Here is a 22,845-nt window from a genome sequence, read left to right on the forward strand (position 1 = left end):
GCCGCCGCGACGGGCATTCACCAGCTCGACCCGGAGGAGGGCGAGCTCTTCACGTTCGACCCGGCAAACATCTCCCCGAACCCGATGAACCGCCGCCTCAGCCTGCGCCGCATGGACGAGATGGTCGAGAGCGTGAAGCGGCAGGGTGTCCACACCCCTGGCGCGGCTATCTCCATGAAGCTGTTCATCAGGCACTACCCGGAGTGGCAAGACCGGATCGAAAACCCGGGCGCCGCCTACATCCTCGGCCCGGGTCACCGGCGCCGGCTCGCCGCCTTGCAGGCCGGTCAGAAGATGCTGCTGATCCTCCGAAACCAGTGGGCGAAAGACCGCACGGTCGAAGAGAACCTGATCAGCGAGAACAGCGACCGCGACGACCTCTCGCCGATCGAGGAGGCCCTACAGCTCGACCTGCTGCGCCAACGCGGCATGACGGGCGACCAGATCGCGGAGCGGGCCGGCTTCAAACATCGGGGCTCGGTCTCACGGCTGCTCGCCCTCCTCGATCTGGCCCAGCCGATCCAGGATGCCGTTCACGCGGGCCCAGAGGTCGCGGACGACCAGGACGACGCCGAGGCGGTCGCCTTCGGCATCTCGCCGAAGGCCGGATACGTGCTGTCCACGATCAAGGACGCCGCCGGCAAGAACAACACCGATGCCGCTCATGCCCTGCAACTGCGTGCCTTCGGATGGATGCGTGACGAAAGCCTGACTGCGGAGGCGGCGAAGAACAGGCTGCACGCGGAGACGGTCGGCAGCAGGCAGAGCGGGACGTTTCCCGCGGGAAACACGTCGGCGGCCCCCGGTGACACCACGGGGCCGGACGGTGACACCGGAGCCGGACCTGACGACGTTTCCCGCGGGAAACACAACACCGCAGCCGAGCCCGGAAGCTCTGCCGACCAGACTCCCGAGTCGGACGGCGAGGACGTTTCCCGCGGGAAACACGACGCGGGGGGCACAGAGGTACCGACCATCCCGCACCAGGGCGACGGGGGCGAGCGGGCCGACGATTCCGGGGGCCAGGAAGAACAGGAGGAGCAGCAGGAGCCGGACCCCGCCGCGCAGGCGGCCGAGGCCCGCGGCCTCGCCTGCCGCCAACTGCTCGCCGAAGAGCGGTACGCCGGGGCCGCCGAGCTGACCACTCACCTCGTCAACGCCGTACTCAACCCGAGCGAATGGAAGGCTGCGGCCACCCTGGCTCACACCTGGTTGCGCGAACTCGGTAAGGGACCGAACGAGAAGCGACCTGTTCCGTACATGGCTGCCGTCGCCGCCACCGGTGACGCTAACCTGATGCGCCGGACTGCCTTCGCTCTCTCCCTGGCCGCCGACGAACTGCGCGCTGCGCAGCCGGGCCGCGACTGGGACGCGCGCGATTGGGCGCACGTCAGGTTCCTGACCACCAGCAAGGCGGCTTATCAGCCGACCGCGTGGGAGCAGAGCCGACTGACCCCTGCCGCTGTCGCGGCGCAGTGACCGCTTCATCCCCTGCTCTGGAGTCTCCATGTTGACCAGCACCTTCGCCGCCGCCGCACAGCGGACGTTGGATAAGACCCGGGTGATCGTCTTCGCGCTCAAGGCGGGCGGCACCGCCAAGACCTCATCGTGCACCAGCCTGGCCGCGATCCTCGGCGAGCGCGGGTACCGGGTCCTGGTGATTGACCTCGATCCTCAGTGCAACTCGACGGCCGTCCTCGGCTACAGCCAGTTCCGCGAGGGGCAGCTCGGTATCACTGACGTGATCAAGGAGCAGGCCGCACTGTCGGAGATCGTCGTCCCGGCCCGATACCTCGTAGACGACATCGACCCCGAGAACCCCGATGCCGCCTACGAACTGATTCCGAACGTCTACGTCGCCCCGGGCAACACCGATCACCCGGAGATCGACGACCCCGAGACGATCCTCAACGACCCGAGCTGCGCTGATGCCTACTGGATCCGTGACGGCCTGGCCGCGATGGATGGGCAGTGGGACGTCGTCCTGATCGACTGCCCCGCCACGTACGGGCGCATCACGGTGACGGCGTTCGTGGCGCTGGACAAGTCCGTGGACGGCGAGGTGCTGCCTCCGGTGCTGTGCACCTACAAGGAGGCCGGCGCCCTGGTGAAGCTGGAGCGCAAGCTTCAGGAGGTCAGGAACCTGCGGAAGTACATCACGAAGGGGATTCAGCCCACGATGCGGCGGGTGCTGGTCTGCGCCGCACCGAACGCGTCCTTCGGGCGGGCGGAGCACTTCAGGACCCTCGGCGAGATCGAGGCCGCGTACAAGGACGTCCTTCTCCCCTTGGTCCACTGGTCCGGCGAGATCCCCAAGATCTACCGGGACGAGTGCCCTGTCCCGATCCTCGCCAAGAACAGCATGCCGGCCCAGGAGTACCGCAAGGTCGCGACGGAACTGGGCTTCCGCCCCCTGACTCAGGCGGCCTGACCGCCGGTAGTCCTCCGCAGCCCCGGGCGCTCGGCCCGGGGCTGCGCTGTTTCCACTCAACGGCCATCCGTAGCGAGCGCGCCGAGGAGAATCGGCGGCATGAGCACTGACACCGAGATCCGGGCCGCGTACGCACGGGCCCAGCAGCAGAGCGCCGACGATCCGGGGCGCTGCGTCGTGCCGTGGGGGGTGTGTCCGGATCACGGGCCGACCCTGCGCGCGAGCGTCGACCGGACCACGTGCACCGATCTGGGGTGCCTCCGGGTCTGGGGGTTCGACCGGCTCGACGCACCGTGTCCGGAGCCGGCCACCCACACTGTGCGGGCCGACGACGGGGGCCGGTACGGGGTGTGCGACGGGCATGCGATCGCTGCCCGTGCGGAGATCACCGGCGCCGAGGTGGTCCCCGGCCAGCCGGACTCCGTCTGACCCTGCCGCCCTCTCCCCCGGGCCGTTCCTGCTGCGCTGTGCCGCGCGGGGGCGGCCCGGGCGCATGCTGGGGGTAGGGGGTGCACCCGAGAGGAGGCGCGGGCATGGACGCGCAGGGCCGGGAGCCGGTCGAGGGTGAGGTCGTGGTGCCGGTGGACGCCGAGGAGGCGCGGGCGCTGACGGCGGAGGTGCGGAAGGCGGTCGAGGACGTCCGGCGGTCGGCGGGCCGGCTGGCGGAGACGGTGCGGCGGGCGTACGACGCCCGGGTGTGGGAGGTACTCGGGTACCCGTCGTGGGCGGAGTACGCGCGGGAGGAGCTCGACGTCTCCCGGTCGCATGCCTACCGGCTGCTCGACGTGGCGCGGGCGACGGAGGAGATCACGGGGGCGGTGGTGGCGCTGGGCGTGCTGGCGCCGGTGTCCCACGCGGGGGACGTGCTCCCGCTCGATCTGCCGGTGCGGGCGGTCGTCGAGCTGCGGGGGCGGATGGGTGAGGTGAACGCCCTGCTCGCCGAGCGGTTGGGGCCGGTCGCGGCCGAGGCCGGTGGGCAGCTCGCGCCCGAGCTGGTGGCCGCGGTGGTCGCGGATGTCGTCGCGCAGGTGCGGGCCAGGCCCGACGTCGTCGAGGAGGACCTCGATGCGATCGAGGTCCCGCCCGGGGCGCCCTACGACGCCGGGGCCGTGCGGCGCGGCCGACGCCTGGTCGCCGAGCTCGCCGACTGCGACCGGCAGCTCGGTGCGCTCGCGCTGGACGTGGTGCCGGCGTTCCGGGCCGAGGCGGAGGCCGCCGACCCGCTCGGGGTCCTGGCGGCGGAGATCGGCGAGGACGTCGGGCTCCTCCTCGCCTGTCGCCGCTACGCGGTCACCGGGGACTACCGGGCCGTCGAGGAGTACCGGGCGCGGCCTCTGGCCGGGGCGGCCGGGTAGGACGGCGCACCCTCTCGCGCTGTCGCCCGATCGGGTGAAACCGGCATGGCGGGGCGGGCCGGCTGCCACGATGCCCGCATGAGTGCTGATGCCATCGCGCCCGGCCTGCCGGCCTACGGACTCGCGATCTCGAAGATCAATATGCGGCTCGCCGGCGGGCCGATGCTGCTGCTCGCGCTGGAACCGCAGTCCCCGGCGGCGGGCTCCGCGCACCTGGGCGAGTGCGGGTGGAAGCCGTGGCGGCTGAGCGGGTTCCTGCACGCCGATGAGCTGTGGGCGGTGGTGTTCGACCGGCGGTCGCGCGCGCTGGTGTCGGTCGTCCGTCTCGCCGAGGACCTGAGCGGGATCGAGTACACCCTCCTTGCTGCGAGCTCACCTGTTCCGTTGCCGCCGCCGATGTGGGACCTGGTGGTTCGGCATGAGCGGGTGGTGCTGTGCGGCCCGGTGGACGGCGACCCAACCGGCGCTGTGCTGCGCGCGGCCGAGGCGGCCGGCACGCTGCGGGCCGTCGCGGCGACCGCGGCAGTGCTGTAGGCGGTCGTCCGGCCGAAGGCGGCTCGGTATTCGCACACATGTGCGAGATGATGAGGGCATGCACCGCCGCACCTCCCCGTTCGACGCCGCCGGCCCCCGCACGTGGCGCGACGTCCGCCGAGTCTCCGACGACGACCTCGCCGCCGCCCCGGGCGCCGTCCTGCCGGACCTGGTGGCCGTGTGGGTGCTCTACGCCGGTATCTGGAACCCCGCGGTGCTAACCGGCTGGCGCTTGCTGCGCCGCCCCGGCCAGTGGGCGGCCCGTGTGCAGTGGGCCCCGGGCGCGGAGGCGTGGGTCCACTACAAGGGCGGGGCCCTGAAACCGGTGCTGCCGCAGCGCGACACCCCGGCCGACACCCTCGCCGGGGACGACCGATGACCGCCCCCACCCCCGCCGCTGCGCCCGGGCGGCCGGGGCTCGCTGAGCTCCTCGCGGAGACCAGCCCGGCAGCGCGCCGGGCAAGGGTCGAGGCGCAGACACGGCCGGTGCTGCCCGCTCTCGCCCCGGTACTGCCGGACGGCCGGCTCCCTCGCGGCGAGGCAGTCGAGGTCCTCGGCAGTGCAAGCCTCCTGCTGGCGCTGGCCGCCGGGCCGGCTTCGGCGACGCCCGCAACGTGGTCTGCGGTTGTGGGGCTGCCCGACCTCGGTCTCGCGAGCATGCGCGGGTACGGCATGCCGTGGGAGCGCACGCTCCTGGTGGACCGGCCTGCCGATGCGTGGGCCGAGGTGGTGTCGATCCTGGCCGGGGCCTGTGACGTCATCCTGACCGAGCCGCCCGCCACCCTGCCCGCCCGGCAGGTCGAGCGGATCGCCGCCCGCCTTCGCGCCACCGGCGCCACGATGCTGACCACCACACCGTGGCGGGGCGCAGCGCTGAGCCTGAGCACGTCGGGTGGGGTGTGGTTCGGATTGGGTGAGGGGCACGGAATTCTCACCGGGCGCGAGGTGACGGTGCACTGCACGGGACGTGGGAGGGCCGCGCGAGGCCGGAGTGCGCGGCTGCTGCTGCCGGACGCGTCCGGCGGGGTGAGTGCGGTGGAGTCGGCGGCGCAGGTCGAGCCGGTGGTGCAGATCGGCCGCGCGTCGGCGTAGTGGCGGGCCTGGGCGCACTGCTGTCTGTTGCCCTTGCCTGATGCTTCGTGGGCCGTACTGCTTGCTGCGGGCCGCTCGTTGTCCTGAGCATGGGTGATGATCTGTTCCGCAACGTTGAGGTGCAGGGCGGGTTCGGTTCCGGGCCGCTGGGGTGCGAGGGCTGCGCGGTGACGTTGAAGATGTTCGAGCTGCTCGCCGGCGCGGGCCCGGGGGTGTCGGCCGCGCCGGGTGCGTGCCCGGACTGTGGTCACCTCGTCTCGGACACGGCGGCTTTGGTGGGTGTGCCCGCTCTTGTCGATCTGCCGCCGCTGGCGGGCCGGGCCGGGCGCGGCCGGCACCGCCGGCCGAGGTGACCGCTGGTCTGCCGGCCTCGGTGGTGGGGCGACTTCCATGCTCGGTAGGCCTCCCCGGGTGGGGGGGGTCTCGCGGGATGATCCGGGGATGGACGACGAACTCCTCGCCCCCGTGTCGGGGGACTCCGCGCAGGCCCGGGGATCGGTACGGGCGGCGCTGCGGTTTGCCGGGGCCCGGGTGTGCACGGTGGACGACCACATGTTCCGGATCGACAACGGGAGCGGTGTGCCGTGGTCGTTCCGGGTGCAGTTGTTCACGGGGGAGGGTCTGCGGCCGGTGGCGGTGGTCACGCAGACCATGGACGAAGGCGCGTCATTGATGAACGCGGCGGAGCGGTACGCGGCTGCGGTGTGGGAGCGGCTGTGTCCGGGTGAGGAGTTGCCGCCGCTGTGGGTGCAGCGGCAGTTGCTCGGCCCATCCCCGGCGCTGCCCGAGGAGTTCGAGCTGGTGACGTTCGGCGAGGCCGAGCCGTACCGGCTGCGGAAGCCGAGGTGGCGCGCGATCTCGCCTTCGCAGTTGGCGGAGTTGGTCGGCGGGCCGGTGGCCGAGGACCGGGGCGAGGGGTACATGCCGCGGGAGTTGCCGCCGGGGCCCGAGTCACGGTTCGAGGTGTTCGCGGTGCGGCAGTTGGGCCAGCCTTCGCCGTTCCGGGCGCCGGGGTGCATGCCGGAGGACGGAGTGTCGTGGTGGCGGCGCTGGTGGCGGCAGGCGGTGCCCTCGCGCCGGGTGCGTGACTGCTGCTGGTACCACGGCGGCGACTGGCACGCCGTCAGCCGGATGGCGCTCCGGTTCCTCGCCGAGGGTGTCGAGGCCGGCGTCGAGGCCGAGGACATGGCGCAGTTCGTCGACCGGCGGGCGGAGGAGGCCGGGGCGGACGTCTGGCAGCGGGAGGCCTTGGATTCTCTGTTCTCCCTGGGCGTGGCGATCACGCCGGACGGCAGCGGCGGCTTCGTCAACGGTCAGCACCGCGCGCAGGCGATGCTGTCTGCGGGGGTGCGCCGCACGGTCGTGGTGCGCGACGTGTGGCCGGAGGAGGCGTGAGCACGCCGGCCCGTCCGGGCCGGGCGTTGCTGTCGGTCGGGTGGGGGAGACTGCCGTCGTGACCACTGTGGAGAAGGACCCGCAGGCGAGTGCGGCGCTGCGCCGCCACCTGTGGATGCTCGCGTGCGCACCGGCTGTTGCTGCTGCGGCGGTTCTTGTTGTCGGCCGTCTTGCTCTGCTGCCGCTGGCGGATCGGCCGTCGCGGCTTCTGTGGGTGATCGGCGCCCTGGTGGGGTTCTGCTACGTCGTGGCGCGCATCCGGAGGTGGGTCGGCCGGGTGGCGCTGGGAACGGCGCTGGCGGCGGAGGAGGTTCTCCACCCGACGACGGCCGGGGGCCCGGCCGGGTTCGAGTCGGCCGTGCGCGGCCTGGGCCGGGTCCTGGTGTCGCGGGTCGGCCCGTTCCCGCGGATCCCGCAGGCGGTGCGGCGGGCGGTCGAGGAGGCACTCGCGCGGGACATCGGCGCCGGCGCGTCGGTTCCGGGGCCGGAAAGCGCGGCGCTGCTCAACGGAGTGGTGGAGGCGTGCAACCGGTGGGCGGATGCGCTGGACCTGCCCCGATGAGGGCGCAGCGCGCCCGGCCGTGAGCGACGGCCGCCCGTTCCCGTGAACGCAGACAGCCCCGGAGCCTGAGCTCCGGGGCTGTCTCGCGTTGCGGCGTTCAGTCGACGGCGGCGCGGGCCTTGCTGGGCGCGTTGGGCGTCGGGGACGAGCGAGGGCTGATGGCAACGCACGGAGCATAGCCGCGCGCGGGGTGGAGTCAGCGCGATCTGTGCAGGTGGGACCGAACCCGCCAAACGGTGCACCCCCAGTGGGACCGAACCCGCCAATTCGTGCACCCCCACCGACCTGCACTAATGCGAATCGCTCATAGTTCAGGCGTCTTCCGCATAGCCACAGGTGGCAGGCGGGGCAGGGCCGCGCCGGTCGGCGCGGCCTGCTGCACGCTGGACTCGGCGGTCAGGCCGGGTCGGGGGCTGCCGCAATTTCGCGGAGCCGGTCGGCGACGGCGAGGCAGTCGCCGCCGGCGCGGTGGCCGCCGTTGAGCCGCTGCCACCGGTAAGAGCCGTAGTAGTCGTTCCACTCGCCGACGAACTGCGCGTACTGCTCCATCGCGCATTCCTCCCACCGCTGCGCATCGATCCACTCCTCGACGGCCGGGTGATCGTGCCAGCGCGAGGAGATCAGCGGCGGGTGGAGCGGGGTGTTCTCCCGGTGCCACCGGTCGAGTTCGTGGCGCAGCCTGTCGCGATCGAACGACCGGTTGTAGATCACGATGCGGCGTCCGGCGAGGACCCTGGTCAGCTCGGGCAGCACCTCGCCGAAGGTGGGGAATCCGGCCACGTCAGCATCCGTGATGCCGTGGATCTCGGTCGCGTCCGGCGGGATCGGCTCACCCGGGTCGAGGAGCGTGTCGAGGAGCTTCTCGCCGGCCGCGGTGTACGCGGCGATCTCCACGATCCGCGCCTCGTAGTGCAGTCCGGTCGTCTCGGTGTCCATGATGGCGGTCGCCGGGTCGGCGAGCAGCTCGCGGGCCCAGGCGCGCACCGCCTCGACCTCGGGCCAGCGCTCGCGGTACGCGTGCCGCTCGGCCTCCTCGCGCTCGGCCTGTCGTGCGGCCGTGCAGGGCTCGCAGGCCCGGGGGTTCCACCAGGCGTAGAAGTCGGCGGCCTTGGCGGCGGCGACCTCCTCGGCGGTGGCGGTCTGCACCGTGCACCGCGGGCAGGCGCGTTCTTCGAGTGCCCGCGCGACCGCCCGGGCCCGGTCGAGGTGTTCGGAGCAGGCCGCGCAGGTGCCGCCGTGCCCCGTGCTGTCGAGCTGCTCCCACACGGTGGCGCAGCGGCGGCAGGTGCGCCGGTACAGGTTCCGGTCGGCGTCGCGGCACGGGCCGCACCAGCGGGCCGGGTGGCCGAGGGTATCGATGCGCTGGAGCGGCAGCGGGTGGGGGAAGGCCTGCACGCAGGCCCCGCAGGTGCGCCGCTGCGTCTTGGCCTGCTGCTGGGCCGCAGACGGGCGCTTGGCGATCGAGTCGGCCGGGTCGTACAGCGCGACGTAGTCGCGTCCGCGGCGCGGCATCCACATGTCGAGCCAGGCGGCCGGCTTCTGACCCTTGAGGACCCGGCGGCCCTGGTCGCCGAGCTGGTTCGCGGTGAGCAGGTGCTCGGGGGCGGTGCCGGGTTCGAACACCGGGGCGCCTTCGTGGGTCTTGGTCGGCTTGGTTTGGTCGGTGGCGGAGGTCATGGGGACCGTCCTTTCGTCGGGTGGAACGAAACTGGCATACCGCCCAAATCGGCGTCAAGTACCTTGATTCGCAACCAAGTTGGGCGGATACCCCCTTACTGCGCTCGCGTACGCGAGGGAAATTCACCCGGCAGGGGGACGCTGCGCCCCGGCCTCGGGGGCGGTGACGACAACGGCGCCCGGCCCCATTGCGGGGCCGGGCGCCGTTCGGTTCGGCGGTCGGGTCAGCCGCCCGAGCCGCGGGTGTGGGCGACCATCGCCGCAATGATCTGCTGACCGGGCAGGCCGCCGATGATGACCGGCACGCCGACCGGCCCCGGCTTCTCGGGGGTGCAGTACGAGCACACCGGGTGCCCGCCGCAGGAAGCGATCTCGGGGTCGCGTTCGGCGAGCGGGTTCGGCGTCCATGCCGGCCGGGGAAGCGGGGCGTTCGGCAGGACGCTGACGCCCCGCTCATCCCATTCCATCCGTGCCGGCTCGCGCTGCTCGGCGGAGCCGGGCCAAGTCCTGGCGGTATGCCGCCCGTCGTGCCCGGCGTCGAGGACGCAGTGGTGCGCGTAGCCGGGCGGTGCTGGCACCCAGCACTCGGTACGGGGCCAGGTCAGGTCTCCGGCGCGGTGGTCGCCGTCGTGGGTCGGGTGCTTCTCGCAGAGCGCCGCCCATTCCGGGGCAGGTACGGCGCAGTCCCTCAGGCGTGCCATCACAGGGCCGGGAAGTCGTGGTAGCTGCGCTGCCAGTCGAGTCCGGCGTCGCGCTCCCCGTCGAACGGGTCGTCGGGGCCGTCCACCGGGGAGACGTCCGAGAACTGCACCTCAGCCGAGGCGGGCCACGGGTCGAGGTCCTTCTCGTACCCGGGCTCGGGCTCGGGGTCGTCGTCGCGGAAGTCGTCCGGATCCGGGTCGGGCCCGTCGTCGTCGAGGTCCTCTGCGGGCCCGTCGAGATCGTCGTCGGGCTCGGCGCCGCGGTAGTCGAGCGCGGCCCCGCCGTCGTAGTCGTCGTAGTCGTCGTCGTCGTAGTCGTCGCCGATGAGGTCGCCCTCGCCGTCGTCCTTGTCGACCTCGGGGAAGTTGGGGTGGCGGACGCCGGGGAAGATGCCGGTGTACGTGCTGGTGGTACCTGACCCACCCTCGATCTGCCGACGTTCGCCCCACGGGATCTCGGGGAGTACGACGCTGCACCCGACGCTCTCGCCGCAGTCGGCGCACCCGTACTCGTCCCACCAGGCGGTGATGCCCCACAGCGAGCCGGGGTAGCGGTCGGTGTGGACGAGTTGCCCCGGGCATCCGTCTTCACTGTGGCGGCCCGGGCCGTCCTCCTCGCTGTTCGGGCAGAGCTTGCCGTGGTGGCAGCCGGTGCCGGAGCAGCGGCAGGGCTGGTCAGGTGCGGCGGGACGCCATGTGGCCTCGGCGCGGGCGCGCTGTTCGGGGGTGGCGTCGGCGGGCAGCGCGCTGACTCCGAGCTCCTCGGCGATGATGCCGGCGGCGGCCTCGGTGGGGGTGGGCTGGCGGGTGTAGGCGATGGCGAGGACCTGCTCGACGGGGGTCGGCTGCACGGCGACGGGCTCGCGGCCGGCCGAGGCGGCGCGGACCTGGTTCAGCGCGTCGTGGTAGCGGATGGGCCGGCCTGCTGCCTTCTCGGCCTTCTGGAATTCGCGGGCTCGCTGCTGGACGGTGTCGCGTCGGGACACGACGACTCCTCTCGACTCCGGGCCGTTGCCCCCACGCGGCGCGCCCGGATCGGCGGATCGTCAGAGATGGTGTCGCAGATCGGATCCCGCAGGACCTTCTACCGGCGTCCCGGCAGCGTGGGCGCTCGGGGCGGTATGGGCGTCGACTCCGCCCGGGGCAGTCTCCTACCCGTGGAAGCAACCTTAGTCACCTCATGCACCGCGATGACACGAAACGGCACTGGGTGGCACTGGCTGACACTGGGCCGCGCTCTGTGGCAGGGCACAGCGGTTTTGCCGGGGGCGGCCCGGAGGTCCGGGCCGCCCCCGGCGTGGTCACGCGGCGGGGCTCTGCCGCGGGTCGAGCAGCAGGTCGACCGGCTCGGCGGCGAGGATCTCGCGCATCTCCTCGACGGACAGGGCCGGGGTGGTGTTGAGCTCGATCCGGGCGGCGTCGGTGACATGGGCCACGGCGCCACCCGGGAGGCTGACCAGGAGCGCGCCCGTCGTGGGGGCCCAGCCGCAGACGATGCCGCGGGTCGGGCGGCCCGTGTCGTTGTGCAGGAAGACGGGGGCGTTGGTCTCCAACACGGCGCCGGTGCGGTCGGTGCGCACGGGCTCGGTGGGGTGCTCGGCGGCAGCCGGCTCCTCAGCGGCCACGGCGGCGCCCATGCGCAGGGTGGTGATCGCGGTGGCGATCCCGTCGAGGACGTCCTCGACAGCCGGGCCGGCCGGGGCGGCGGCGGGCGCGGTCTCGCGGACCCGCTCGAAGCTCCCGTTCGTGACGCGGGTCATCAGCTTGCCGTCGATGTAGCGGATCGAGACCGCGAACGGGAACCCGGAGAGGTCGAGCTCGGCCTCGATCCGGTCGGCGTGCTCGGCGATCGTCTCCTCGGCGCGGGAGGTGAGCGTGATGACCCAGGTGTGCAGGCGCTCGCCGGCGTGGTTGTAGCTGCCGGTGGTGCGGAAGTCGCCGCCGCGGCCCTGCCGGAGCCCGAGGCGCTTGAGGGTGCGGGCAAGAGCGGTCGAGGGGGAGTCGCACCGCGGCTCGGTGGCGAGGGCGGCGGCGGAGCGCTGGTCTCCCGGCGCGGGGGTGTGGCCGGTCGGCGCCTTCGCGCAGACGTGCACCGGATAGTTGACGGTGGCGAGGCTCTGGGCCTCGGCGACGGCCTCGGCGAGCTGGGCGGCGCGGTAGGCGCGGTGCATCTCGTGGCCCTCGGTGAGCTCGCACTCGCAGCCGAGGTGAAGCGACGCCCGGTCGCCCCACCGGACGATGCGGATCGCGTCGGCGGCCGGGGAGGGCATCGGGGCGGGGTAGGCGGTCCAATCGCCCTGCGAGAAGCTGCGGCGAGCCTCGGTGGTCCCCCACGTGTAGGTGAGTTCGAGCACGATCTCGCCGGCGGCGGCGAGGGCCTCGACGGTGGGCCGGCTGATCCCGTTGTAGGCGAAGGCCACGCCCTTGGTGCGGATGGTGGTCAGCGCGGCGCGCATGGTGGCGGTCAGCGGGGCGGTGCGCGGAGCGGGCTTGTAGAGGCGGGACTTACTGAACACTGGGCGGTTCCCTTCGGCGCTTCCCTGGTCGGTGAAGCCACCTTAGCGGAAGTTACGTAACTTCCGCAATCGATCGATGCGGGCTGTCGCGGCCCTGTCGCGCCGGCCCGGCTCGCTGCGCCCTGCTATGCCCTGCGACCTGCGCCGATACCCGCCGCTCCCTGCCGCTTGCGCCATCGCGACAGGGCGTGCGACTGGTTGTGCCGCCCCGTTCCCTGCCGGCCGTCGTGGCGCCGGTCGGGTGGGAGCGGCGGGCAGGGGTCAGCGGGTGAGCGGTACCTCGGTGATAGTCAGTCCGGTGGTGTCGAGTACGTACTCGTCCTCGTCCCGGCCGTTGTTGTGGGCGAGCAGGGCGGAGGGCGGGGCAACGACGCGATACAGGCGGCCCGTCGCCGGGCGGCGAACACCGGTGCCGGTGGCGTAGCCCTCCGCGACGGCCCGGCGGGTGGTCCATGACCAGTCGGCCCGCCGCTCGGGGACACTGCCGCGCCAGAGTTCGACCGCCTCGACGGGGCGTTCGGCGCGCCGGCCGTCCGCGGTGAAGCCGGCCGCGTCGAACAGGGCGCGCCACCCGTCGTGGCCGAGGGCGGCGTCGGGGTACTCCGCCATGCTCCACACCCGGCCGAGGTGCGCGGCGAGGGTGCCCTCGGCGATCACCTCGCCAAACCAGGCGTCGAAGGTCAGGGCCGGGCCGTCGAGGCGCCCGGCCCTGAGGAGCAGTTGGGCGAAGCGCTCGGCGTCGAGCGTCTCGCCCCCTTCGACGGCTTCGGCGACCTCGGCGAACGCCTCCTCGTTGAGGTTGCGCACCACCTGCAAGCGCCCGGCCGGGCGGCTCTTCCGGCCGGCGGGACCGGTCGTGTTCGGCATGGGGATGTCCTCTCGTCACGGACCGACAGGAAGCCTTGGGCCCGGGGTCGGTGGTGTTGGTCGACGGTGGCAGTCAACCGGAGAACGGGGCGGGGCGGGGTGCGAACAGAGCCCCCGCCCGGATTGGGCGGGGGCTCTGGGTTGGGCCGTGGTGCCTGCTGCGGGTTGCTACAGGAAGGGGTTCACCACGGTGTCGATGAGGGGGTCGAGCCAGTGCAGGGCCAGGGCCGAGCCGACACCCAGCAGCGCGACTCCGCCCACCAGGGACAGGATTTCTCGGCGGACCGCGCCGTTCAGCGCGAACCAGGCGCCGCCCAACGCGACGGCCAGACCAACCAGTACGACCATGACGCCCCTTGCGTGTTGTCCTCGGATGCTCAGTAAATCAGTGTGCGGATCGACGGGGGAGTGCCGCCCAAGCCGGCGGGCGACGGCCGCCGGCGTCCGTCCCGGCGGCCGTCGCCCCGGGATCAGGCAGCCTCGGCGGCGGCGAGGCGGGCGGCGAAGCGGTCGAGGAGCTCGCCGGCGCCGGCCTGGAAGTGGTCGAAGTCGTCGAGGTCGCGGACGCTCAGCGCGTGGACGGCCGCCCACGCCGCGGCGAGCTCCTCGGGGGTGGTCTCGTCGTTGGTGCTGCACTGCGCCTCGTCGCCGACCATGCGCCAGCGCTCGACGTCGCGGAACTCGCGACCACCGTCCGCGGTGGTCTCGTCGCAGTTATCCTGTACGGCGCACACCAGGTGGTAGGCGGCCGAAGAGGTGTCGCCGAAGACGCTCATGCGCAGCCGGGCGAGGCGGTCGGCCTCGGCGGAGTCGGCGGTCCGGCGGTCGGCGACGTCCTGCGCGACGGGCTTGCGCAGGGTGTACGAGCGCTCGCCCGTGACGCGGATGGTGTAGAAGTCGCCGGCGTCGTTGGCGATCAGGCGCGCCGAGCGGTGCGAGTAGAGGTCGGCCCAGGCCTGCGCGGCGTCGCACGGGAGCGTCTCGGCGTTGCCGCCGTCGAAGCGGGTCGCCGCGGTGAAGGCCTCGCGGATAGCGGCAATCTTGCGGGTCGCGTTGCGGGCGATGGTCCGGGTCGTCATCTCGGCGGGCTCCCTTGTCGTGTGGTCGGTGGCGCAACACAGACACTAGTAGAAGTTACGTAACTTCCGCAAGTGCCTGTGCTGCGCCCTCTCCTCCGGCACCGTGCTGCGCCCCGATCCGGCCGTTGCTCGGCGTCAGGCGACCGACCGCAGCCCGGTAATGGTGATCTTCGGTGTCCAGTCCTTGCGCTGCTCGACGGTGGACTCGTAGGCACCGGCGAGGGCCTCGGCCGCGGCGGCGATCATCTCGGCGCGGCGGGCGTACCGGGCCCGGTACGCGTCGCCGCCGTCGCGGTCGTGGCCGGCGCTCCACGCGACCACCCACTCGCCGGGCTCGCCGCGCCGTACGTCGAGCCCGCTGCCGGCGTCCGGTGCGCCGTCGCGGGTGGACGCGAGCGGAAGGCCGGCCCGGCGCAGGGCGGCGCGGATCGTGGCGGTCGACGGCAGGGCCGGCGCCGCGACCGCGGCCGGGGCCGGCAGGTCGAGGCCCTGGTGCTCGGCTTCGGCGCGGGTGAGCACGCGCAGTACGCCGGCCGTCGGGCCGTCGGTGACGACCAGGCCGCGGGGGGTCAGAACGGCGGTAAGGCGGGCGGCGTCGTAGTGGCCGGGGTGGAGCCACACGCAGCGGGCCGCGGAGTCGCCCGAGGTGGAGAACCCGCCGCGGTTGCGGTCGGTACGCACCGCGAAGCCGGCCGCGCCGAGCAGCCCGGACACCGACGATGCGGTGATGCCGTACGAACGGGCCTTGCGCCGTGCCTCCTTGCGCCGGTGGGTGACGCACGCCGGGTCGGTGCAGTCCTCGCCCCGGCGCTTGGCGTGCAGGTTGAGGTGTCGGGAGCGGCTGTTGCCGGCGAGCCGCTCGGAGCGCGGGCACGTCTCGATCGTGGCGGGGTCGTACCACCACGGCTGACGCTGCGCCCGGGTCGCGTCGAGCGGGGCGTCGTCGAGGGCGTCGAGGCTGGCGCGGACCAGGTCGAGGAGCTCGGCGACCCGCTGACCGTAGGAGCCGCGAACGGTGGCGCCCTGCTGCTCGGCGGCCGGGGTGCCGGGGGCGTGCTCGCCGACGATGACGACCGGGGCGCCGTACGGGCCGGCGGCAATCCCGGTGAGGGCGCGGCCCTTGTAGGTGATGGCGCCGGCCGGCCGGGCCGCCGTGGTGCGGGTGCGGGTGCGGGTCCAGCTGCGCCGGGTGAGGCGGGAACCGGTGGCGGCGGGGCGGGGCGCGGTGGTCATGGGGCGGGCTCCTCCGTGGTGTTCGGGTGGTGGGCGGGGCGCCGGGGCCGGCGCGGTGACCGGCCCCGGGCGGGTGGTCAGGTGGTGGTGCGGGCCGGCTCGGCGGCCGGCTCCTCGGTCGCGGCGGCGGGGGAGGGCGCCGGCTTGATCCGGGGGTAGGCGGCGCGCTCCTTGCCGGTGCTGCCCATGGTGTCGGCCTCGGAGGGGGTGACGATGCCCATCCGGCGGGCGCGGGTCCACAGGTCGAGTACAGCGGCGCCGGCCGCGGTGGCGGTGAGGTGGTGGCGGCCGGGGCCCATGTCGTGCACCTTCACCAGGCCACGCGCCCACAGGTCCATGACCCGCCGGCCCTGCACCACGCCGGACGGCGTGGCGCCGTCGGTGTCGTAGTAGAAGCCGCGCGCGTCCTCGCAGATCCGTCCGAGGCGGGCCTGATTCAACACCTGGGCCTGCTCGGCGGAGAAGCCGAGCGCGGCGGCCTGCTCGAACTCCTCCTCGGCGATTCGCACGGCCGCGACCTCGGCGGCGTGGTCCTCGGCGTGCAGCCGGGCGAACCCCTCGGCCTCGGCCCGTGTCGCCCAGTCGCCCGGCTGCCGCTCCCATTCACCGCCGTGCAATGAGCACTCGAACCCCCACTCCCACGACCCGAGGTCGTAGTCGAGGACGCGCACCGACTCCGGCAGCGGGCCGAGCCCGTCCGACGCCTGGCGCTCCTTGAGCATCCGCTCTAGCAGGTCCGCCGCGGCGTCCAGCCGCGCGCCGGCCGGGGCCGGCAGCGCGAGCCGGCCCGGCTCGGTGACGGGTTGTTCACCGGTGCCGGCGGGCAGCTCGGCGACCGGCCGCGCGGCGGTGTCCGGCTCGAACCCGTTCCGGATGGTCTGGAGCCAGGCGGCCGGCCGGACGGACGGACGCAGGGGAGCGGGTTCGGTGGCGGGGGTGGGGGCAGGCAGCGCGGCAGCCTCCCGCTCGACCGCATACCGGGCGATCTGGAGCCAGACGGTCTGTCGGCCGGCGCCGGTGGCGGCGTGCAGGGCCTCGGCGATCTGACGTGCGGCGCGGTCGGCGGCCTTGAGATCGGGCAGGTAGTGACCCGTCAGCCACCGGGCGAGCAGCCGGGCCGCGGCGTCCACCAGGGCGAGCAGCTCGGGCACGTCTTCGACCAGGTCGCCGCCGGCTGTCCCGCTCGCCGCCCCGGTGCGCCGCTCAATCTCCCGGCCGGTCAGCCAGCGGGCGACGCGCCGCCACGTGCCGAGCCCGGCCGTGCGGGTCGCCGCCAACAGCGCCGCCGCGGCGTCCTCGACGGCGCCGGGCTCGGCCGACTCCTCGCCCGCCCGGCGGAGCGCGGCAACCGCGTCCGGCGCGGTGGTCTCGATCGGGAGCCCGTCCGCGAAGACCGAGCCGACCAGCTCGCGCGGGTCGAACTCCTCGACGCCGGACTTGCGGTCGGCCGCCAGGATGGCGCGCGCCGCCTCGGCAGCGGCCGGCGGCAGCGGCTCATCCACGAACAGCACCACCGCGGCGCCGGCCGCCGGCGCGGTGGCCGGCTGCTCCTGGTCGTCCTCGACGACCTCCGCCTCGACGACGTCCTCGACGCGCTGCTCGGCCTCGGCCGGCGGGGTGGCGTAGAACGCCCGCTCGGTCGGCTCGGTGGTCTCCCACCCCGCGCGCCGCAGCACCCCGGCCCACGTCTCGAAGTTCGCATCCCATTCGCGCGCGTCGAACGGCAGGCGTCGCGGGTCCGGGCGGCTGTTGCCGATTCCGCGGGTCTGGCCGATCATCACCCACACGCCGGGCCGGTCGGCCTTCCGCGCCCGGAACCCGGTGTTTGCGGTCGGGGTGGCGTTGAGGTCCGGCACGCCGGCCGCGCCCAGCAGCTCGCGCACCTGCCCAACGGCCGCGCGCTGCGCCGCCTCCCGCTCGGGGCCGTAGTGGTAGGCCTGGGCCGCGCGGCGTCGCTCCGACTCGGCTTCGTACGCCGCACGGTCGGTGGCGGCCTGCTCCTTCATGGCGGCGACTTGCTCCGTGGTGATGAAGCAGGCCCCGGAGATGCGCACCAGCTCGGCCGGCTCCTCGACGACGGGTTCGGCCGCGGGCTCCTGGGGCTGCTCAGCCTCGACGACCGGCCCGGCGGCCACGATGCGCCGGCCCTCGATCAGCACGGCGTGGCCGGAGCGGCGGGCGCGGAAGCCGCCGGCGGCGAGGGCGGTCTCGATGGCGGCGAGCGCTTCGCCCCACCGGGCGGCGTCGTCGGTGTTGCCCCGGCGCGGGGTGATCCGGGCGCCGTCCACGTGGATGACCATCGGGGCGCCGGTGGCGCCGCTGGTGCTGAGCATCCATCCGCGGCCGGTGTCGGCGCTGGGCAGTTCGGCGGCGGCGAGGGCGCCCTCGATGGCCGCGGGGCCGGTCTCGGCGGCGGTGCGCGCCTCGGCCCACAGCCGGCAGAGCTCCTGTGCCAGGCGCTTGCAGTCGGCTGCCGAGATGACCAGCGGGCGGCGCGTGAGCGGGCGGCGCGGCGTCGAGCGGGGGATGTCGGAGAGGACGACCTCGACGGTGTCCTCGACGTCGCCCATGACGACCTCGACGGTCCCCTCGACGGTGCCGGGCGCCGCCCAGACGATCGCGTCGGCTGGGGCGCCGGGGATGGTCAGTCGGCAGTCACCGGCGGCGCGGAGCTCGACCAGTTCGCCGGCGGCGACGGCCGCGGTGATGCGGCGGCCGGCGGTTCCGGGGCTCACGTCCAGCAGCCGGCCGGCGCGGCGGCCGGCCTCGACGCGGGTCATCAGGTGGCCGGCCGGGATCTCGCGGTTTGCCGCGGTGACGGCGTAGGCGGTGGCGTGTGTCTGCGTCATGACGTCCTCTCAAGTCGGGTGCCGGGCCGGGCCCGGCGGGTCCTGCCCGATGAACTTAGCGGAAGTTACGTAACTTCCGCAACTGACCGTGCCGCGCAGATTCGCCGGCCGGGCACTCGGAGATCAAAAGCGTCGCACAGGCTGTCGCGTCCCCTGTCGCGCCCCCTGTCGCGCCGCGCCCTGTCGCGCCCTGTGACCTGCGCGAACAGACTCGAACCCCCACCTCTTGCCCCGGTGCGACAGGGGCAGCGACCGCACCTGCCCAGGCGGGGCCTTGTCACCTGTTTGCCGAGTCCCTGTCAAGTCTCGGGAGTTCTCAGGGAGCTCGACCGAGGCTCTGTCGAGAAGGGGTTGAGCCGGTGGTCCGGCTCCCGCGGCGCGTCCCTCCGGAAGGCGCCGCGGGAGCCGGACCGGGTCACCGGGAGCGGGCCCGGTTGTCGCGGCGGCGGCCGGCGCCGCGCCGTGCCCGGGCGGGCCGGCCGCTCCGCCTGCGGCCGTGCCGGCCTCCGCCGGCCTGCCCGCCCGCGGGGGCGGGGTCGGCCTCGGCGAGCACCCGCTCGACCGCTTCCGCGGCGACGGCCACGGTCGGGCCCCCGGAGGCGGGCGGCTGCCCGAGCCGGGCGAGTACCCGCTCGACGGCCGCCTCGACGATGCGCTCGAACGCCGCCTCGACGGCCCGCTCGACGACCGCCTCGACCCCTGCCGGGGCTGCCAGCCCCGGACGGTCGGCGCCGGCAGCCCCGGCAGGGGACGGGCCGTCAGCCGGCCGGGCGACGGCGACTCGAACCTCGGCCTCGACCACGGCGCGGACGTCCGCCAGGGGCGCCGCCTCGACCGGCGGGGCGGCGGACTCGACCGGCGGCCGGGGCGCGGCGGGGGCCGCGGCGAGCCGCTTGATCCGCTCAACCAGGATGGTGCCCGCCTCCGCCTCCGCGCGCTGCTGCGCATGCTCGCGGACCGCCGCGAGCGCGTCCTCGATGGTGTCGAAGCGGCCGAGGTTCTCCAGACGGGCGGGGATCGAGGTCCCCAGGATGACGCCCACTTGTGCCATCACGTGCCACTGCTTGCGCTGGTTGATCTCGTAGCCGAACCCGTGAGAGTCGCGCAGCAACCACCACGCCTGAGCCCAACCCGGATTCATCGGCGCGACGTCCTCCCCCTCGACCAGGACCCCGAGGAACTCCGGGTCGGGGCCGCGCTCGGCACGTCGCTGCGCCCCGATCGCCTCGCCCGCCTCCCGCCACGCGGCCCGCCCCGTCTCCTCGGTGATCCGGTAGGCCGCGCGCCGCCTGAGGCGCGCCTCCTCCTCGGCGAGCGCCTTGGGCGTCGGCTCCGGCCCGGCCGTGTCGCCGGCCGGCACCGGTCGCTCGATTGCCGCGCCCCTGTCAAGTTCTCCGGAAGTCCGGGCATCCTGCGCCCCCTCGACGGGAGGCTCGACGACGGGCCGCACCTCGGCCAGACGGGCGGTCACGGGGTAGGTGTCGCCGTCCAGCAGTACCCAGCACAGCCCGTCGGTTCCCCGGCGCCCGAGGTACTCGCCCGCCTTCCCGCTGCCGGTGGTCACCCGCGCACGGTGCCGGAGCGGCGCCGCCTCCCGCTGCTCCCGCTCGGCCGCCAACTGGGCCAGGGTCACGCGGGGGATGCCGCCGGACAGGTAGGGGGACCGGCGCCGCCGCGCCTCCTCCGCCGCCCGGGGGTCCGCCGCCGGGACGGCCGGCTCCTCGACGACGGGCTCGACCGGGGCGGGCACCGCCGCCGGGGCGTCCGCCGGTCGCGTACTGGCGGTGTCCCTGTCAAGTTCTGCGGAAGTCGCGGAAGTCTCCGCCGCCGGCGGCTCGACGTTCCCCTCGACCACCGGGGCCGCGGGGGTCGCCGGCTCCTCGACGGTGGGCTCGACCGGGGCGGGCGCCGCGGGACCGTTCGTGGGGTCGACGTCCGGCTCGACGCCACCGCCCGGGGTGTCGTCCCCGTCCGTCCCGTCCGTGTCGTCCGTGCCGGTGTCCGCCTGCGGCCCGTCCACGCCCACCAGCACGCCAAGCGGCGCGGCAATCCCCTCGTTCGTCTCGGTGTACATGATCGACTTCACGTCGCCGATGGTCGGGTCGATCCGGCCGCCACGCGGCCCGGTCCGCTCGTCTGCCCAGGTAGCCCAACCGGCCGCCTTGTTGACCGAGTACCGGCCGCGGGACACGGTCCACACCAGTCCGAAGCGCCACACACCCGCGTCGGTGGTCCCGCCGATGGTGACAATGATCGACGACGAGTAGCCCGTGCCGGTGGTCTGACGGGTCATACGCCACCCCATGCACGCGGCGAGCTTCCACAGTTCGTCGATCGACGCGGGGACGCTGAATTCCGGCGCCCAAGCCCCGTTCATCGCGATCCGTGCCTCGGTACCCCGCGCCGCCTCCGTGCGCGCACGCTGCCGCTCCTCGCGCACCTTCCGGAGGCGGTCCGCCTCCGCCGCCGCGGCCCGCGCCGCAGCGTTGCGCCGCTCCCGCTCCGCGTCCTGTTCCTCGCGCTCGCGCTCGCGGCGCGCGCGGTCCGTCTCCGCCTCCTCCGTGGTGGCGGGGGACAACCGGTCACCGGGGACGTGAACAACCATCCCGCGCGCGGGCTCCCGCACCTCAAAGGCGCCGTTGCGGGTGTAGCCCAGCACACTCGCGACGTAAGGCTCGTTCGCCGTGTCCGCCGCCGGCCCGACCCACACATAGGCGCCGCGCTCGAATCGCTCGCGCCCGTCGGCCGGCCGCCCCTCCGCGTCCGCTTCATACCGCGCCCGCGCGTCGGCACCGGCCGCGTGCGCGGACTCCTCCGACGCACCCGCGGTCCGGGCCGCATAGTACGCCGTGCGGGCAATCTCCCCGCGGCGCGACTCCTCCGCCTTGAGTTCCTCGCGCACCGCGGCGCCCGCACGGCCCCGGACGTCGAGCCCGTGACGGATCAGGAGGAGTCGGCGCAGTTCGTCCGTGTCCGCGTTCCACTCCGCCGCGGTCTCAAGGTCCGCCGCCGTGTCCATGGTCCGGCCCCCGCCCCACACACCCCGACCACACATCAGCCCCCACAGGCGGGACGCGATGTCACTGATCTCGTTGCGCTGCGGACGGGCCCCCGGGGCGAGCAGCGCGGCCCCGCGCTGCGCCGCCTCCGCAATCTGCGCCGCGCGCTGCTGCTGCTCCGCGTCGTCGGTGTACTTCGCGCGGGCCGCGAACTCCTCGGCAACCGCCAGGATCGCGCGGTCCGTCTCCCCGTACAGCTGCACCGACGCGTGGGTTTCGGCGCCCGTGGCCTGCCCGCGCTCGGCCTGCCACGTGTTCCAGCCCTGCCAGTACGTCATGCCGGGGGTGTTGCGCTTCGCCCACCACTCGCTGAACCGAATGTCCGCGTCGCCGATGGTCTGGATCACCGCACCGGCGAACTTTCGAACGTCGGCGGTCGGGTTCGCGGCGCGCCACTCGCGCTCGCTCTCCTCCATCTCGTCCATAATCGCGTCAACGTAGGGGGCGCACAGCGCTTCCGCCTCCGCGTCGAGAAGCATGGACTCCAGCGCGTCAGCCTCCGCCGCGCACCCGTCCGCCAGCACGCGGGCCCGGCCGGCCAACTCCGCGGCCCGACGCGCGCCCGGCGTCCGCTTCTCGTCGCCCGCCTCCGCGATCTCCCACCGGAGCGCGCGCTCAATGTCGTTCACCCGCACCGACCGGCGGTCAAGGCGACGGAACGGCCCGAACGTGGCGTCGTCCACCGCGTCCACCCACGCCGGAACGCTCTCCGCCCGGAGACTGAGGTCCCCATCCGGGCCGCACTCCCGGAGCGGCAACCAGTGCCCAAGCATGCCCTTAATCCGGTCGCGAACGTTGCGGCCCCGCTCGTACGCCTCCGCCGCGGTTTCGCCGTGCGCATTCGTCACTGCCAACCACTCCGCCGCGCCGCGCCCCTCGAACGTGACGTCGTCCGCCTCCGCCGCGGGGTCGACCAGAACCGCGGTCGCGCGCTCAACCCACCCGTTGACCGATCCCCACGCGATTCCCTCACGGTCAAGCTCACCGTCGCGGTAGCGCTCCGCACTGTCCCACCGGAACCCGCCCTTACCGTTCTCCCGCCAGATGCACCGCAGACCCGCGGCCACGCTCCCCCGACCGAACTGAACCCGCCCGGTCAAGCTCACAGCCAGCCACCCCATGCCAACTTCGGGGGTGACGGTCCAACCGGCCGCCGCGGCGTCGGTGGCGAGCTTGGACAGGTTCCGCGGGACAGTGAGGTGACGGGCGGTCACCAGCGCGACCAGTTCGGCGAGATCAGCAACAGCGGCAACGGCGATGGACGTAGCGGTCACGGATTTTCTCCAGTGGTTCGGTCGGGGTCGACGACCCCGGTGAGCGGTACGGGTTTCACTTTAGCGCAAGTTGCGTAACTTCCACAACGGCCTACTTCGATCCCCGGGCACCCCCGGACCGAACCCTCCACCCCGTGCATCGGCCGGGCGCCGTTCCCGCCACCTCGTGCACCCCTCCACCGAACCCGCCACATTGCGCCCGGACCGTTCCCGCCACGGGG

General features: G+C 73.8%; 20 protein-coding genes. 10 read left to right on the plus strand and 10 right to left on the minus strand.

Annotation, left to right across the window (positions count from 1 at the left end):
- The 10 genes from ACFWPI_RS26430 to ACFWPI_RS26475 form a co-directional block, all read left to right on the plus strand.
- On the plus strand, nt 1-1,479 hold a 1,479-nt coding region (locus ACFWPI_RS26430; protein WP_380425075.1), incomplete at its 5' end, for a ParB/RepB/Spo0J family partition protein.
- A 28-nt stretch (nt 1,480-1,507) separates the two neighbouring features.
- Nucleotides 1,508-2,431 (plus strand): ParA family protein, encoded by a 924-nt coding sequence (locus ACFWPI_RS26435; protein WP_380375268.1) that lies wholly within the window; start codon nt 1,508-1,510, stop codon nt 2,429-2,431.
- A gap of 99 nt (nt 2,432-2,530) precedes the next feature.
- The gene (locus tag ACFWPI_RS26440) at nt 2,531-2,860 is read left to right on the plus strand and encodes a hypothetical protein (RefSeq protein ID WP_380375269.1); all 330 of its coding nucleotides are present in this window, start codon (nt 2,531-2,533) and stop codon (nt 2,858-2,860) included.
- 104 nt (nt 2,861-2,964) lie between these two features.
- Nucleotides 2,965-3,786, plus strand: a complete 822-nt coding sequence (locus ACFWPI_RS26445; protein WP_380375271.1) for a hypothetical protein — start codon at nt 2,965-2,967, stop codon at nt 3,784-3,786.
- A gap of 78 nt (nt 3,787-3,864) precedes the next feature.
- Nucleotides 3,865-4,320 carry a hypothetical protein gene (locus tag ACFWPI_RS26450; protein ID WP_380375272.1) on the plus strand — a complete coding sequence of 152 codons (456 nt, stop codon included), beginning with the start codon at nt 3,865-3,867 and terminating at the stop codon, nt 4,318-4,320.
- Between the two features lie 58 nt (nt 4,321-4,378).
- Entirely contained in the window at nt 4,379-4,699 is a 321-nt protein-coding gene (locus tag ACFWPI_RS26455) for a hypothetical protein (RefSeq protein ID WP_380375274.1), read from the plus strand.
- The gene (locus tag ACFWPI_RS26460; protein ID WP_380375275.1) at nt 4,696-5,412 is read left to right on the plus strand and encodes a hypothetical protein; all 717 of its coding nucleotides are present in this window, start codon (nt 4,696-4,698) and stop codon (nt 5,410-5,412) included. The genes ACFWPI_RS26455 and ACFWPI_RS26460 overlap by 4 nt, the downstream gene beginning before the upstream one ends.
- An 89-nt stretch (nt 5,413-5,501) precedes the next feature.
- Nucleotides 5,502-5,765 carry a hypothetical protein gene (locus ACFWPI_RS26465; protein WP_380375276.1) on the plus strand — a complete coding sequence of 88 codons (264 nt, stop codon included), beginning with the start codon at nt 5,502-5,504 and terminating at the stop codon, nt 5,763-5,765.
- Between the two features lie 88 nt (nt 5,766-5,853).
- Entirely contained in the window at nt 5,854-6,807 is a 954-nt protein-coding gene (locus ACFWPI_RS26470) for a hypothetical protein (RefSeq protein ID WP_380375277.1), read from the plus strand.
- A gap of 58 nt (nt 6,808-6,865) precedes the next feature.
- Nucleotides 6,866-7,369, plus strand: a complete 504-nt coding sequence (locus ACFWPI_RS26475) for a hypothetical protein (protein WP_380375278.1) — start codon at nt 6,866-6,868, stop codon at nt 7,367-7,369.
- 396 nt (nt 7,370-7,765) lie between these two features.
- Here ACFWPI_RS26475 and ACFWPI_RS26480 read toward each other — a convergent pair whose 3' ends face one another.
- The 10 genes from ACFWPI_RS26480 to ACFWPI_RS26525 all read right to left on the minus strand — a co-directional run bounded on the left by ACFWPI_RS26480 (nt 7,766) and on the right by ACFWPI_RS26525 (nt 22,624).
- Nucleotides 7,766-9,046 (minus strand): 3'-5' exonuclease, encoded by a 1,281-nt coding sequence (locus ACFWPI_RS26480; RefSeq protein ID WP_380375279.1) that lies wholly within the window; start codon nt 9,044-9,046, stop codon nt 7,766-7,768.
- Between the two features lie 224 nt (nt 9,047-9,270).
- The gene (locus ACFWPI_RS26485) at nt 9,271-9,747 is read right to left on the minus strand and encodes a hypothetical protein (protein ID WP_380375280.1); all 477 of its coding nucleotides are present in this window, start codon (nt 9,745-9,747) and stop codon (nt 9,271-9,273) included.
- Nucleotides 9,747-10,733, minus strand: coding sequence for a hypothetical protein (locus tag ACFWPI_RS26490; RefSeq protein ID WP_380375282.1), 987 nt, complete (start codon nt 10,731-10,733; stop codon nt 9,747-9,749). Before ACFWPI_RS26490 ends, ACFWPI_RS26485 begins: the two co-directional genes overlap by 1 nt.
- A 315-nt stretch (nt 10,734-11,048) precedes the next feature.
- Nucleotides 11,049-12,263, minus strand: a complete 1,215-nt coding sequence (locus ACFWPI_RS26495; protein WP_380375283.1) for a hypothetical protein — start codon at nt 12,261-12,263, stop codon at nt 11,049-11,051.
- A 261-nt stretch (nt 12,264-12,524) separates the two neighbouring features.
- Nucleotides 12,525-13,130: a hypothetical protein gene (locus ACFWPI_RS26500; protein WP_380375284.1), complete on the minus strand. Its 606-nt coding sequence runs from the start codon at nt 13,128-13,130 to the stop codon at nt 12,525-12,527.
- Between the two features lie 168 nt (nt 13,131-13,298).
- Complete coding sequence (locus tag ACFWPI_RS26505; protein ID WP_380375285.1) at nt 13,299-13,478, minus strand: hypothetical protein; 180 nt, start codon at nt 13,476-13,478, stop codon at nt 13,299-13,301.
- 122 nt (nt 13,479-13,600) lie between these two features.
- A complete protein-coding gene (locus ACFWPI_RS26510; RefSeq protein ID WP_380375286.1) occupies nt 13,601-14,209 on the minus strand; it encodes a hypothetical protein in 609 nt (202 codons plus the stop codon).
- Nucleotides 14,210-14,344: 135 nt separating this feature from the next.
- Complete coding sequence (locus ACFWPI_RS26515) at nt 14,345-15,442, minus strand: hypothetical protein (protein WP_380375287.1); 1,098 nt, start codon at nt 15,440-15,442, stop codon at nt 14,345-14,347.
- Between the two features lie 77 nt (nt 15,443-15,519).
- The gene (locus tag ACFWPI_RS26520; RefSeq protein WP_380375289.1) at nt 15,520-18,291 is read right to left on the minus strand and encodes a hypothetical protein; all 2,772 of its coding nucleotides are present in this window, start codon (nt 18,289-18,291) and stop codon (nt 15,520-15,522) included.
- A gap of 415 nt (nt 18,292-18,706) precedes the next feature.
- On the minus strand, nt 18,707-22,624 hold the full coding sequence (locus tag ACFWPI_RS26525) for a hypothetical protein (RefSeq protein WP_380375291.1): 3,918 nt from the start codon (nt 22,622-22,624) through the stop codon (nt 18,707-18,709).
- Nucleotides 22,625-22,845 lie beyond the last annotated feature (221 nt).

The organism is Kitasatospora sp. NPDC058492 (assembly GCF_042720685.1).
In the GTDB taxonomy this organism is placed as follows: Bacteria; Actinomycetota; Actinomycetes; order Streptomycetales; family Streptomycetaceae; genus Kitasatospora.

What these genes read in the sequence shown, in the direction of transcription:
- ACFWPI_RS26435 (WP_380375268.1), top strand. Translation starts at nt 1,508, where the DNA reads ATGTTGACCAGCACCTTCGCCGCCGCCGCACAGCGGACGTTGGATAAG.
- ACFWPI_RS26440 (WP_380375269.1), top strand. Translation starts at nt 2,531, where the DNA reads ATGAGCACTGACACCGAGATCCGGGCCGCGTACGCACGGGCCCAGCAG.
- ACFWPI_RS26445 (WP_380375271.1), top strand. Translation starts at nt 2,965, where the DNA reads ATGGACGCGCAGGGCCGGGAGCCGGTCGAGGGTGAGGTCGTGGTGCCG.
- ACFWPI_RS26450 (WP_380375272.1), top strand. Translation starts at nt 3,865, where the DNA reads ATGAGTGCTGATGCCATCGCGCCCGGCCTGCCGGCCTACGGACTCGCG.
- ACFWPI_RS26455 (WP_380375274.1), top strand. Translation starts at nt 4,379, where the DNA reads ATGCACCGCCGCACCTCCCCGTTCGACGCCGCCGGCCCCCGCACGTGG.
- ACFWPI_RS26460 (WP_380375275.1), top strand. Translation starts at nt 4,696, where the DNA reads ATGACCGCCCCCACCCCCGCCGCTGCGCCCGGGCGGCCGGGGCTCGCT.
- ACFWPI_RS26465 (WP_380375276.1), top strand. Translation starts at nt 5,502, where the DNA reads ATGGGTGATGATCTGTTCCGCAACGTTGAGGTGCAGGGCGGGTTCGGT.
- ACFWPI_RS26470 (WP_380375277.1), top strand. Translation starts at nt 5,854, where the DNA reads ATGGACGACGAACTCCTCGCCCCCGTGTCGGGGGACTCCGCGCAGGCC.
- ACFWPI_RS26480 (WP_380375279.1), bottom strand. Translation starts at nt 9,046, where the DNA reads ATGACCTCCGCCACCGACCAAACCAAGCCGACCAAGACCCACGAAGGC.
- ACFWPI_RS26485 (WP_380375280.1), bottom strand. Translation starts at nt 9,747, where the DNA reads ATGGCACGCCTGAGGGACTGCGCCGTACCTGCCCCGGAATGGGCGGCG.
- ACFWPI_RS26500 (WP_380375284.1), bottom strand. Translation starts at nt 13,130, where the DNA reads ATGCCGAACACGACCGGTCCCGCCGGCCGGAAGAGCCGCCCGGCCGGG.
- ACFWPI_RS26505 (WP_380375285.1), bottom strand. Translation starts at nt 13,478, where the DNA reads ATGGTCGTACTGGTTGGTCTGGCCGTCGCGTTGGGCGGCGCCTGGTTC.
- ACFWPI_RS26510 (WP_380375286.1), bottom strand. Translation starts at nt 14,209, where the DNA reads ATGACGACCCGGACCATCGCCCGCAACGCGACCCGCAAGATTGCCGCT.
- ACFWPI_RS26515 (WP_380375287.1), bottom strand. Translation starts at nt 15,442, where the DNA reads ATGACCACCGCGCCCCGCCCCGCCGCCACCGGTTCCCGCCTCACCCGG.
- ACFWPI_RS26520 (WP_380375289.1), bottom strand. Translation starts at nt 18,291, where the DNA reads ATGACGCAGACACACGCCACCGCCTACGCCGTCACCGCGGCAAACCGC.